Annotated in this window: 8 protein-coding genes; 4 read left to right on the plus strand and 4 right to left on the minus strand. The window is 60.3% G+C overall.

The annotated features are described in order from the left end of the window. The first annotated feature begins 21 nt into the window (after positions 1–21). From treR to J2Y39_RS13720, 3 genes are all read left to right on the plus strand, one after another. On the plus strand, positions 22–726 hold the full coding sequence (gene treR, locus J2Y39_RS13710) for a trehalose operon repressor (protein WP_310218213.1): 705 nt from the start codon (positions 22–24) through the stop codon (positions 724–726). Positions 727–809: 83 nt separating this feature from the next. Then, positions 810–3020, plus strand: coding sequence for a TerD family protein (locus tag J2Y39_RS13715; RefSeq protein ID WP_310218427.1), 2211 nt, complete (start codon positions 810–812; stop codon positions 3018–3020). Positions 3021–3136: 116 nt separating this feature from the next. After that, positions 3137–6265, plus strand: a complete 3129-nt coding sequence (locus tag J2Y39_RS13720) for a membrane-targeted effector domain-containing toxin (protein WP_310218217.1) — start codon at positions 3137–3139, stop codon at positions 6263–6265. Positions 6266–6342: 77 nt separating this feature from the next. Here the strand turns inward: J2Y39_RS13720 and guaA are convergent, their stop codons facing one another. The 4 genes from guaA to J2Y39_RS13740 all read right to left on the minus strand — a co-directional run bounded on the left by guaA (position 6343) and on the right by J2Y39_RS13740 (position 11055). Then, a complete protein-coding gene (gene guaA / locus J2Y39_RS13725; RefSeq protein WP_016773344.1) occupies positions 6343–7920 on the minus strand; it encodes a glutamine-hydrolyzing GMP synthase in 1578 nt (525 codons plus the stop codon). A gap of 80 nt (positions 7921–8000) precedes the next feature. After that, complete coding sequence (gene guaB, locus J2Y39_RS13730) at positions 8001–9470, minus strand: IMP dehydrogenase (RefSeq protein ID WP_016773343.1); 1470 nt, start codon at positions 9468–9470, stop codon at positions 8001–8003. Between the two features lie 105 nt (positions 9471–9575). Beyond that, positions 9576–10124, minus strand: a complete 549-nt coding sequence (locus J2Y39_RS13735) for a sugar ABC transporter ATPase (protein WP_041479923.1) — start codon at positions 10122–10124, stop codon at positions 9576–9578. A gap of 163 nt (positions 10125–10287) precedes the next feature. Continuing rightward, positions 10288–11055, minus strand: a complete 768-nt coding sequence (locus J2Y39_RS13740; protein ID WP_095181712.1) for a sulfite exporter TauE/SafE family protein — start codon at positions 11053–11055, stop codon at positions 10288–10290. A gap of 219 nt (positions 11056–11274) precedes the next feature. On the opposite strand from J2Y39_RS13740, the gene xseA reads away from it, so the two are divergent. Next, entirely contained in the window at positions 11275–12654 is a 1380-nt protein-coding gene (gene xseA / locus J2Y39_RS13745; protein ID WP_310218221.1) for an exodeoxyribonuclease VII large subunit, read from the plus strand. Positions 12655–12657 lie beyond the last annotated feature (3 nt).

Consider the following 12657-nt stretch of genomic DNA (forward strand, 5'->3'; position numbering starts at 1 on the left):
CCGTCGGCACAGAGTCCAGCCATGAGCAAATACAACCAGATCTACAGCGATTTGCTTGCCAGCATCACCACGCAGCGCCTGGAGCGCGGCGCCCGGCTGCCTTCCGAAACCGAGCTGATGGACACCTATCAGGCCAGCCGTGGCACGGTACGCAAGGCCATCGACCAGTTGCAGGAACGCGGTTTCGCTCAGAAGATTCACGGCAAAGGCGCGTTCGTGCTGGCGACCAACCCGATCGAATTCCAGCTCGGCGGCATCGTCAGTTTCCAGGAGACCCACCCGCGACTGGGCAACGACGTCAGCACCGAAGTGGTCGAGATGTGTCAGGTGCCGCTGGAAGGTGCGCTGCTCGAACACATCAATGCCGAGCCCGGCAGCCCGATCACCCGGATCAAACGGGTGCGGCGCATCGACGGCAAACGCGTCATCCTCGACATCAACCACTTCGTCAGCGAGGTGATTCCCGACCTGTCTGCAGACATCGCCGAACATTCGATCTACGCCCACATCGAACAGACCCTGCAACTGCAGATCGCCTACGCCCAGCGCACCATCGAAGCCATGCCGTGCAGCAAGGACGACCACCACCATCTGGACCTCGACGGCCAGAGCCATGTCATCGTGGTCAGCAACCAGACCTTCCTGCAGGACGGCCGCCAGTTCGAGTACACCGAATCGCGGCATACGCTGGACAAGTTCTATTTTTCCGATGTGGCGCGGCGCTGACGTTCGCCAACAGGCGAGCCCATTTCAAAATATGTGATTGGCTGACAAGCCGCGATGACCTCCGATAGTATGCCGCCGTGGCTATGGAACACCTTCCTTCTATCCTCCATGAACTAGGGGTTCCGCTCTCCACACCGCGCCTGCTTATTGCAGGCGTTTTCGTATCGATTGCACAGGTGAGCATCAGCTCACTGGAAACGGCGACCAAGGAAGAAATCATGATCAATCAGGAGCTGTTCCTGCGGCGCCGTACAAAACTTCACGTCCCTGCCGGCTCTGGCGGAGCCACGCGCGCGCAGGTCGCATCAGCGGTCAAAGAAGTCGCGGCGTTTCGATATGTACTCTCTGAACCGCTGATCGAGCGAATCGGCATGCTCTCTGCGGTAGAACTCAAGAACTGGCTGCGTGAAGTCATTCGAGTCCTGCGCCGTCTCAGCGGTGCTCATGTACATCACCGACCGTTTTATCCTGACTTCCCCAATCAAGTCCTCGAAGCGACAGAGGCGGAGTTGTATCTCAACGCCGTCATTCACTACCACACACTTCGGCGCCTGCCACCCAGCGAACAGGTTCGGCCAGCCATGCTTGAAGGCAACTTCATCCATTGGGTCATCGAACCGGGAAGTGTCAGCGAGTTCGAGGCATTGCTCGAGCCGCTGGTCTCATCGCGCACCTCGCTGTCCGAAGAGGAAGCTGCGGATGTCAGCTGGTTTATCCGAACGTACAAAAGCGGTGTGTTCCGTCTACTGCCCGAGACCGTTCCGTTTCGCGAGATTCGCGCGCTCGTTGGCGGCGCGCTAATCCTGCATATCGGCGACGATGCACAGGTTGAGGCTTTCCTTGAGCAAAATGTCGAAACGGCGACGGACGTGCTGCGCGTGGCGATCGCACTGCATGGTGGAGACGTGTCGCTGGCGACAGCGTTGACGCGCTTTAGCAAAATGAAACGTTCGATGCGTCGCAAGCTGTTGCGCCTGCTCGACCGCATGCCCAACGCTACCGAGGATGTGATGCGCCAGGCCGAACGCTGGAAACGTCTGGCCGAAGTCCTGCATCCAGGCGATTACGCTGAGAAGTATCCGCGAGCATTTGCGGCCATCACCGCAGCGCGACGCAATGATCCGCCGGCCTCGTTCGGGTCGCGTGTCGAAACCATGCTTGCCCAACGCCAGATCGCCGCGCTTACGTCGGTGCTGCAGGATCGTCCCGGAGAATTCGCGCGCCGTCTGGACGTGATGTTACGGCGTGCCACAGAACCGGACGCGGTGCTCGACGCCTTTGCGGCTGTCGCGGCGCAAGTGTCCTCACCTGTGCTGCTGCAATTACTGGCCCAGGTAAATGCCCCGCGCCCCCTGCCCTTGCGAGCGTTCACACCTAAAGGAGCGCTGGCGAAAGTCTTCGGCACTGCTGATCGTCGAGAGTCGATCGCACCGCAGGTATTGGCACGTGCCGCACAGATTTGCGAGAACGCCCTGATCGCACGTTTCGCGTCGCTGCCACCGCTGGGCCGCTGCTTTGTCGATCCGGCATTGCGCGAATACCGGGTGCCATTGGCACAGCGCGCCGCAGCGAAGTCACTGCGAACACTTGTACGCGGCAGTCGCTTGCCAATGCCCGATACGCGATTCATTCGCCTATTCCTGTGGTGGAAGAACGGTCGTGACCGCACGGACATCGACTTGTCCGCCGCCTTCTTCGACAGCGACTTCGTCTTCAAGGAAGCGGTCGCCTATTACAACCTGAAAGGTTATGGCGGTTACCACAGCGGCGACATCGTCGACGCGCCTAATGGCGCTTCCGAGTTCATCGACCTCGACCTTGATGCTCTCGTCAAAAAGGGCGTCCGCTATGTCGTCACGTCCCTCAACTCATTTACCTGGCAGCCATATTGTGACCTTCCTGAATGCTTCGCGGGCTGGATGGCCCGCGCCGATACGGCATCTGGCGAAGTGTTCGAGCCGCGCACCGTAGTCGACCGCATCGATATCGCCTCCGACACGAGTATCTGCCTGCCATTCGTGATGGACCTGGTGGAACGTCGCATGATCTGGGCCGATCTGGGGCTGACTTCATCGCCCCGCTGGAACAACGTCGACAACAACCTCAGCGGAGTTTCGTTGATGCTGCGCGCCCTGGTGCATACACCAAGGCCGGACCTGCACACGCTTTTCGATTTACACGTGCGAGCACGAGGCGAACGAGTGGCCTCTGCAGAGCAGGCGCAGAGGGTGTTCGCACCTGAACAAGGGCTGACTCCGTTCGATACGGATCTTATTCGGTCTGAATATCTTTGATATCTGCGAAGGCATTGGCTCACTTTCAAAAGGACAACACGCGATAACCGGCTAACACCCTCCCCTTGAGCGCATGGGCCATCTTCTGCCTTTGTGTCTCAAGGATGAACACCCGAATGACCACTGCCGAACGTCGTCTGCTGCCAAACGCAGCGGACAAAACCGCCCTCAAAGCCATCGCCACTACCATTGTGCAGAACTGCCCAAGCCTGCTGAATGAGGCTCGGCTAGTCGCGATCGAACTGCTGGCCGCCAAGGGCCTATCTGGCCTTGATCCCGACCAGGTTTATTTCCATCGTTTCAAAACGGCGCAAAGCAGCACGCTGACCTTTACCGGTTGGGAGCACTTGCTGGAAAAGCCTTATGAAACGCTCACCCTCACGCAACTGGTCGTCCATCGATTTCGCGCCACCGACCAAGACAACGCAGATTTGCTGGGCCTTTACTGCGGCTTCTACTCGGATGGCCCGGGCGCGGAGAATTTCAATCAGAGCAACGAAGTGCGACTGCTTGGCAGCGATGTGCTGAAGGCATTCTGGGCCGTTGATTTCAGCACGCGTTACAGCGGTCAATTGACCAAATTCTGGCAAACCTCGTCGGACGATTTCCGCGCCCTGGCCAAGTGCAACTTCCTCAGTCAGGCGGTGCAGGCGCTGCAACAGGGGGACGTTGACGGCAATGATTTTCAACGCATCGTCACCTCGCTGATCGGCCCCGTAAGCTGGCCGGTAACCCTGCAAATGCTCCGATCGACGTACCCGGTCGGCGCGCAAGTGCGCACGCTGGATCTGGACGGTCACGTCGCCACCAACGTGCTGCGTCTGGTCGAAGACAGTGGCCGGCAGACCCTTTACCTGCCGGGACAGGCCCAGGCCTTTCGGCTGATGGACACTGCCGCGGATCTGCACTGGTGGATGCTTGAGCAGATGAATTCAGAGCAGAAACGCTCTTTGTTTCTCAAGCACTTCTCGCTGGCTGACAGCAATCACATCACCGAGAACCTCACTGATCTGATGAACCGTTTGGTGAGCACCTGGGGCCACAGCGATCATCGAATGATCAACCGCAGCAACGTTGCGATCAGCGGTGACGCCTTCACGTGGTTAAGCGAGTCGACCCGCACGGGCATGGTTGCCGAGGCGCATCTGGTGCTCACGTCCAACAGTGACCTGCGCAAGAAACTCTGGACCGGCTATCTGAGCGCCGGGCTGAAAGTGTTCGGCCCGATGGCGGCCGTGGGCTGGCCTGCAGCTTTGCCGTTGATTGGGGCGGGCGTCGTCAACACGGGGCTGAACATCGATCAGGCGATCAACGGCATTACGGCGACCGAGCGTAGAGCCGGGGTTATCGGTGCGGTGCTCAGCGCGATCGAAACCGTATTCAATATTCCGTTCCTGATTGGCACTGGCGCGCAGTTGGAAGTTGGGCCACAGGTCGAGTATGCCGAGGCTGAAGAGATGCGCGGGCTGATCGAACTTACTTCGGCTGACTCACGGTTATTGCCGCCTCTGGATCCCCCGCCCGTCAGGTCGTCCAACGAAACTGCCAGCGAATTGGCAAACGAAATCCCCGGCGAATCGACATTCGTCGACGTCACTGAGCCATTGATTACGCCTGCTCCGCGGCAAGGTTCGACTTTTGCGCAAGTACCTGCCAGCTATCGATGCAACGAGTTACTTGCGCAACACGCTGTAGAGGCGACGCCGGGGAAATACGAAGGCATCTACCGCCTCGACAAAGAACCGGGTCATGCCATCGAAATGGATGGCGCCGCCTATTACGTGCGCTACTTCGCCGACTCGCAGGACAGTGGCAACTGGGCAATCATCAATCCCGAGCGCCCCAATCAGTTCGCTTATTCGTTGCCGGTCCGCCTGGGAAGCGCCGGCAAGTGGGAGCGCATGCCAGCGCTGCGGCTGCGCGGAGGCGGTCAATGCGTGGGCAAGGCATGTTTGCCGGAGACTGATGTGAGCTCAACCGAGGCAACACCGTCGGTGGACCTGCCACGCGTCGAACCGCTTCCAGGCGTTCCGTGTCCGCTACGCCCGGTTACGAAGCTCAAGGGTATCTCAGAGACGGAAATACCCGGAATGAGAAGATGGGCAATGAACTTGCCCAACGCCTCCGCCGAGACCACAAGCGCCGGGCGCCGCTATCTGCTGGCGACCGACCGCTACGTGGCCCATTTCGGAGAACAACGCACGGCTCTGCTGAACGACGCCGAAGCATTCTATCGGGAGTTGAAATGGATCAACCTGCCCCAGCGCCCGGTCATTCCGCCCGTCAGTCCGCAGATGGAGATCAATGAGTTGATTGATCTCATCTTTGCCAGTACCGATGGACTGGCCGTCGGTGAAACCCTCGATCGCATCGCCAGCACGCGTTTCATGATCGAGAACATGCCCAAGTTCGCGCGGCATATCAAAACGCTCTACGTGCGTGGGTTGCTGAGTGATTTCGCCCAGGATGACCTCAACCATTTCTACCTGTCGGGAGACATGTCAGAGGACCTCAGTACCTATTTGTCCAGCCTGGGTACCGACCCTGAGAACCGGTTCAACATGCTCGAATTGATCCGGGCTGCCCAAGCCAATGGCGTCCGGGTTCATGGACTGGATGCAGCAGAAACCTGCACGCTGAAAGTCCCGCTCACGTCGATCGAAGAGCAGATGATCAAGGCGCGCCTCGCAACGCAGATCATGGAGCGTGACAAGCTCCTCAACAGACCCGGCAAGTGGGTGGCTCTGGTCGATGCCACGAATACCAATACCTTCAGAGATCTGGCAGGCATAAGCGAACTCCGGGGCGGCATCGGTTTGCGCATCGAAGAAGTCTGGCCCGACGAGGTGGCCGACCTCAGGATCGACCCGGGAGTGGAAGTCGCTCGCGGCCCGTTTTACAACGGGGCGACGACAAACAGCGCCTTCGATCCTCTGTTCGCTGACCTGCGATTGCAGGTCAAGGCCCCCGTGCCGCCATGGAATGATGCAACGCTGGAAAAGCTTCTGCCTCGCAATGGCATGTTCGTGATACGGAAAACAGAACCAAGCACATACACACTCGTGCGGCGCAACAGCGCCAGCAACATCGTGCAAACAAGGGTGCATTGCACCGCAGATGGCCGGTTTTATATCTGGGACCAGTCGATGCGTCGCATCACCGGCATGGTCTTCCGCGACATCGCCGCAGTAGCCGAGCGCCTGATCGAGCTCGGCATGACCCTGCAAAGTCGTTTACCCGCCTGACCTGTTTTCAGGGCCCTGAAACGAAAAAACCCTTGGCTTCACGCCAAGGGTTTTTCGTTATTCGAACCGCAGCAGGATCATTCCCACTCAATCGTCGCCGGCGGCTTGCTCGACACGTCGTAAGTGACGCGGGAGATGCCTTCGATTTCGTTGATGATGCGGCCGGAAACGGTTTCCAGCAGTTCGTAAGGCAGGTGTGCCCAACGCGCGGTCATGAAGTCGATGGTTTCCACGGCACGCAGGGCCACGACCCAGGCGTAACGACGGCCGTCGCCGACCACGCCGACCGATTTGACAGGCTGGAACACTACGAACGCCTGGCTGACCTTGTGATACCAATCGGCCTTGCGCAGTTCTTCGATGAAGATGTGGTCGGCGCGACGCAGCAGGTCGGCGTATTCCTTTTTCACTTCACCGAGGATGCGCACACCCAGGCCCGGGCCCGGGAACGGGTGACGGTAGACCATGTCGTACGGCAGGCCCAGTTCCAGACCCAGACGACGCACTTCATCCTTGAACAGTTCGCGCAGTGGCTCGACCAGTTTCAGGTTCATCTCTTCCGGCAGGCCGCCCACGTTGTGGTGCGACTTGATCACGTGGGCCTTGCCGCTTTTCGCGCCAGCCGACTCGATCACGTCCGGGTAGATGGTGCCCTGAGCCAGGTACTTGATGTTGTCCAGCTTGCAGGATTCGGCATCGAACACGTCGATGAAGGTACGGCCGATGATCTTGCGCTTCTTTTCCGGGTCGGCTTCGCCGGCCAGGTTGTTGAGGAACTGCTCCTCAGCGTTGGCGCGGATCACCTTGACGCCCATGTTCTCGGCGAACATGGCCATCACTTGCTCGCCTTCGTGCAGACGCAACAGGCCGTTGTCGACGAAGACGCAGGTCAGCTGATCGCCGATGGCCTTGTGCAACAGCGCGGCAACCACCGAGGAGTCAACGCCGCCGGACAGACCCAGCAGCACGTTGTCGGTACCGACCTGAGCGCGGATGTTGGCGATGGCGTCTTCAGCGATCTTCGACGGCGTCCACAGGGCTTCACAGCCGCAGATGTCGAGCACGAAGCGCGAGAGGATGCGCCCGCCCTGCTTGGTGTGGGTCACTTCCGGGTGGAACTGCACGCCATAGTAAGCGCGGTCGTCGTTGAACATACCGGCGATCGGGCAGCTCGGGGTGCTGGCGAGGATGTGGAAGTCTTCCGGCATCTTCGTGACTTTGTCACCGTGGCTCATCCACACGTCGAGGCCGAACAGGCCGTCGGCGTCGATGTGGTCTTCGATGCCGTCGAGCAGGCGGCTCTTGCCGACCACGTCAACGCGGGCGTAACCGAACTCACGCAGTTCGGAACCTTCAACCTTGCCGCCCAGTTGCTCGGCCATGGTCTGCATGCCGTAGCAGATGCCGAACACCGGAACGCCGAGGTCGAACACCGCCTGCGGGCAGCGAGGGCTGTTGGCTTCGTGCACGGACTCGGGGCCGCCGGCGAGGATGACGCCTTTAGGGGCGAATTCGCGGATCGCATCTTCGTCCATGTCGAACGGGTGCAGTTCGCAGTACACGCCGATCTCGCGCACGCGGCGGGCAATCAGCTGGGTGTATTGCGAACCGAAGTCGAGGATCAGGATGCGGTGAGCGTGAATGTCGAGGGCCATGACTCATTCTCATGTAGTGAATCAGAAACAACTCGGGGCTGAATGAACAGCCCCGGTGATTTAACGTTTTGCTGGAAGCCTCAACCTACGCGGTAGTTTGGCGCTTCCTTGGTGATCTGCACGTCGTGAACGTGGGACTCGGCCATGCCGGCACCGGTGATCCGCACGAACTCGGGTTTGGTACGCATTTCTTCGATGTTGGCGCTGCCGGTGTAACCCATCGAGGAACGCAGACCGCCCATCAACTGGTGAATGATCGCGCTCAGGGTGCCTTTGTACGGCACACGGCCTTCGATGCCTTCCGGAACCAGTTTCTCGGCGCCTGCCGAGGAGTCCTGGAAGTAACGGTCGGACGAACCTTGAGCCTGGGACATGGCGCCCAGCGAACCCATGCCGCGATAAGCCTTGTACGAACGGCCCTGGAACAGTTCGATCTCGCCCGGGGCCTCTTCGGTACCGGCGAACATCGAGCCCATCATCACGCAGGACGCACCGGCCACGATGGCCTTGGACAGGTCACCGGAGAAACGGATACCGCCGTCGGCGATCAACGGTACGCCAGTGCCTTCAAGGGCAGCGGCGACGTTGGCGATGGCACTGATTTGCGGTACGCCGACACCGGCGACGATACGGGTGGTGCAGATCGAGCCAGGGCCGATACCGACCTTGACTGCGTCGGCGCCGGCTTCGGCCAGGGCCTTGGCGGCAGCGCCGGTGGCGATGTTGCCGCCGATCACCTGCACTTCAGGGAAGTTCTCTTTGACCCAGCGTACGCGGTCGATCACGCCTTTGGAGTGACCGTGTGCGGTGTCGACCACCACCACGTCCACGCCGGCATTGACCAGTGCAGTCACGCGATCACCGGTGTCTTTACCGGTGCCGACCGCAGCGCCAACGCGCAGACGACCTTGATCGTCCTTGCTGGCCAGCGGGTAGGCTTTGGCTTTTTCGATGTCGTTGACGGTCATCATGCCTTTGAGGGCGAATTTGTCGTCGACGATCAGCACGCGCTCGATGCGGTGCTTGTGCAGCAGTTCGCGTACGTCGTTCTTGTCGGCGCCTTCCTTGACCGTGACCAGACGCTCTTTAGGCGTCATCACTTCGCGGACAGTGGCTTCCAGACGGTTTTCGAAACGTACGTCGCGGGAGGTGACGATGCCGACCAGGTCGCCATCGTGCAGGACCGGAACGCCGGAGATATTGTGCAGACGGGTCAGTTCGAACAGATCACGCACCGTGGCATCGGCCTCGATGGTGATGGGATCCTTGACCACACCGGCTTCGAACTTCTTGACCTTGCGCACTTCGGCAGCTTGCTGCTCGATGGTCATGTTCTTGTGGATAATGCCGATGCCACCTTCCTGAGCCATGGCGATTGCCAGACGGGCTTCAGTAACGGTGTCCATGGCGGCAGAAACCAGAGGAATATTCAGTTCGATGCCACGGGTAAGACGGGTCTTGAGACTGACTTCGTTGGGAAGTACCTCGGAATAACCGGGCACTAGGAGAATGTCGTCGAATGTCAGAGCTTCTTGGCTGATACGCAGCATCGCGGGGGCTCCCGAGCGGGAAAATGGAAGCGCGCCATTATAGTCAGACACCCCCTGCTGTTCAATGTAAAACTCAGCCTAATTGATAGATGGAAAAGCCCGGCCCTACAGCTCCACCTTGACCCAAGAGACAGGTTGATCGAGCCAATCGGCGAACTCGTCGATAAAGCTCTGCTTGAACCCCGCCTCCAGCCAATTGTTGAAAATGAAGCCGAGGTTGGAAAACGCGCATTCCTGCAAAAACAGAAAGCCGTTGATGTCGTCCTCATGCCCGCATTCGGGGCAGGTGAAATTGTCGGTGCGGCCTGGAAACCAGTCTTCAAGACTCTCGAACAGCGCCTCACCCACTTCGCGGCGACATTCGGCGCAACCCGCCTCTTCGAGAAAGCCCTTGGCCGGGGTGTAGATGCAGCGTTTGGTGACGATCTCCAGGCCATTGACCGGCTCGCCGAACGGCAGCGCTTGCGGGTGCAGCACCACGGCGCGAGCCCCATCAGCGATGGCGTGGGCCATACGGTTGCCGGTGCGGCCGCAGGTAGTCAGCTGTTCTTCGATGATATTCTTGCGCACCAGCCAGCGCACGATCGCCCGCGCCCGGGGCTCGTGCACCGGCAGGGTGGAGATTTTCGGGACGATAATGCTTTGCGAGTTCATGGTGGAGCCTGCTGCCAGTATTTAAGATTTCCAATGTGGGAGCGAGCCTGCTCGCGAAAGCGCAGTGTCAGGCTGCATTTTTGTTGCTGACCCACCGCATTCGCGAGCAGGCTCGCTCCCACAAGGAACTGCGGCCGGCAGCTTAATCCCTGAAGAAATCCGGTCAAGTGCTGAAATAGCGCACCATCAACGCGATCCCGCTGGCCAGCACCAGCCACGTCACCAGCCGCACAAACGCTTCGCGCGACAATCTCATGGTAAGCCGCCGGCCGATCCACAAGCCCAGCGCCATGGCCGGCAACAGACACAGCGCCAGCATCAACAAGGGTAGCTCGGCATACACACCGGCGATGACAAACAGACTCAAGCGCACCACGGTGCTGCAACTGATCAACGCACTTTGCGTGGCCCGCGCCGCTTCCTTGGGCAGGCGGCTGTTCAGATAGATCGCGTAAAGAAAGCCGCCACTGCCAAACAACGCGCCGAACAACCCACCCACCGTGCCCATCGGCACCGCCCACGCCGCTGACAACTGTGCCGGCCGCGCTTTGACCCACAGGCTGTAAACCGCATAGGCGCTGATGAACAGCCCCATCAACAACAGCAACAGATCGGATTTCAGATTCAGCAGGAAGATCACCCCCAACGTGCAGCCGATCGCCATGCACGGCAGCAGCCTGAGCAATTCCGGCTTGGCGACGTCGCGCCGCGAGGGCAGCAGATTGCCGAATGCCGCGACGAAATCCAGCAGCACCAGCAGCGGCACGATTTTCGATAGCGGCATGAACAGAATCAGCATCGGCCCCGCGACCAGCGCCGTGCCGAAACCGGCGATGCCGAAGACGATGTAGGCCAGGGCAATGGCCAACCCGATGACCGCCCAACCGCCAGCGCCCCACGACCACGCCCCCAACAGCTCCATCACGCTCATCGTCCGCATCCTTTATAAGACCGCGCTGACTGTAGCCAGTAGCGGGCAGCACGACCAGATATCAAATTGATCCCATGTGGGAGCGAGCCTGCTCGCGAAGGCGGAGTGTCATTCCCGTTGTTGTCCGCTGACACAATGCTTTCGCGAGCAGGCTCGCTCCCACAGGGTTTTGTGCGGCGTCATGGTGATTGGCGGGCAAATGCCTTTAAACTGCGCCCCATGATTAAAGATCCCTTTGCAAGACTTGGCCTGGACCGTGAAGTCCTGACCGTCAGCCAGCTCAACGGCCGCGCGCGGGTGTTGCTTGAAGACGTGTTCAGCAACATCTGGGTCGAGGGCGAAATCTCCAACCTCGCGCGCCCGGCGTCCGGCCACGTCTATTTCACCCTCAAGGACAGCGGCGCGCAGGTGCGTTGCGCGCTGTTCCGGCAGAACGCCGCGCGCGTACGTCAGGCGTTGAAGGATGGTCTGGCGGTCAAGGTGCGCGGCAAGGTTTCGCTGTTCGAAGGCCGTGGCGACTATCAGCTGATCCTCGACACCGTGGAGCCGGCCGGTGACGGCGCGCTGCGTCTGGCCTTCGATGGGCTGAAGGAAAAGCTCAGCGCCGAAGGCCTGTTCAGTGCCGAACGCAAAGTGCCGCTGCCCGCCCATCCACAGCGCATCGGCATCATCAGCTCGCCGACCGGCGCGGTGATTCGCGACATCATCAGCGTATTCCGCCGCCGTGCGCCGCAGGTGCAACTGACCCTGATTCCAACCGCTGTGCAGGGCCGCGAGGCCACCGCGCAGATTGTCCGCGCGCTGAAAATGGCCGATGCCCGTGGCTTCGACGCGCTGATCCTCGCCCGTGGCGGCGGCTCGCTGGAAGACCTCTGGTGCTTCAACGAAGAAGCGGTGGCGCGCGCGGTCGATGCCTGTGTCACGCCGATCGTCAGCGCCGTCGGCCATGAAACCGATGTTTCGATCAGCGATTTTGTCGCCGACGTCCGCGCCCCCACGCCCTCGGCCGCCGCCGAACTGCTCGCCCCGGATTCCAGCCATCTGATCCGTCAGGTCGAGAGCCTGCACCGGCGTCTGGTGATGCGCATGCGTGACCGCTTGATGCGTGATCGCCTGCGTCTGGAAGGCATGGCCCGACGGTTGCGGCATCCCGGCGAACGTCTGCGCCAGCAGGCTCAGCGTCTGGATGATCTGGACATGCGCATGCGCCGGGCCTTCGAACGCCATCTCAATACCCGCCGCGAACGCCTGATCCGTCTGGAAACCCGCCTCGCCGGGCAACATCCGGGACGCCAATTGGCGATGCTTCGCCAGCGCCTCGACAGCCTCGCTGAACGTCTGCCCCGGGCCATGCGCGATGCTCTGAAACAGCGTCGGCAGCAATTGCACAGTCAGATGCAGACCCTGCACGTGGTCAGTCCATTGGCGACCCTCGGTCGCGGTTACAGCATCCTGCTCGACGAGCGTGGCCACGCGATCCGCAACGCTGCGCAGACCCACACCGGCCAGCGCCTGAAAGCCAAGCTCGGCGAAGGCGAACTGCAAGTGCGCGTCGAGGACAATCACCTGACGCCCGTCACCCTCTCTTTACTGGACTGATCC

The organism is Pseudomonas sp. 2957 (assembly GCF_031456345.1).
In the GTDB taxonomy this organism is placed as follows: Bacteria; Pseudomonadota; Gammaproteobacteria; order Pseudomonadales; family Pseudomonadaceae; genus Aquipseudomonas; species Aquipseudomonas siliginis.

Excerpts from the sequence above, each read along its gene's own strand:
- J2Y39_RS13720 (WP_310218217.1), top strand. The coding sequence starts at position 3,137 with ATGACCACTGCCGAACGTCGTCTGCTGCCAAACGCAGCGGACAAAACC.
- guaA (WP_016773344.1), bottom strand. The coding sequence starts at position 7,920 with ATGGCCCTCGACATTCACGCTCACCGCATCCTGATCCTCGACTTCGGT.
- xseA (WP_310218221.1), top strand. The coding sequence starts at position 11,275 with ATGATTAAAGATCCCTTTGCAAGACTTGGCCTGGACCGTGAAGTCCTG.
- treR (WP_310218213.1), top strand. The coding sequence starts at position 22 with ATGAGCAAATACAACCAGATCTACAGCGATTTGCTTGCCAGCATCACC.
- J2Y39_RS13715 (WP_310218427.1), top strand. The coding sequence starts at position 810 with ATGGAACACCTTCCTTCTATCCTCCATGAACTAGGGGTTCCGCTCTCC.
- J2Y39_RS13735 (WP_041479923.1), bottom strand. The coding sequence starts at position 10,124 with ATGAACTCGCAAAGCATTATCGTCCCGAAAATCTCCACCCTGCCGGTG.
- guaB (WP_016773343.1), bottom strand. The coding sequence starts at position 9,470 with ATGCTGCGTATCAGCCAAGAAGCTCTGACATTCGACGACATTCTCCTA.
- J2Y39_RS13740 (WP_095181712.1), bottom strand. The coding sequence starts at position 11,055 with ATGAGCGTGATGGAGCTGTTGGGGGCGTGGTCGTGGGGCGCTGGCGGT.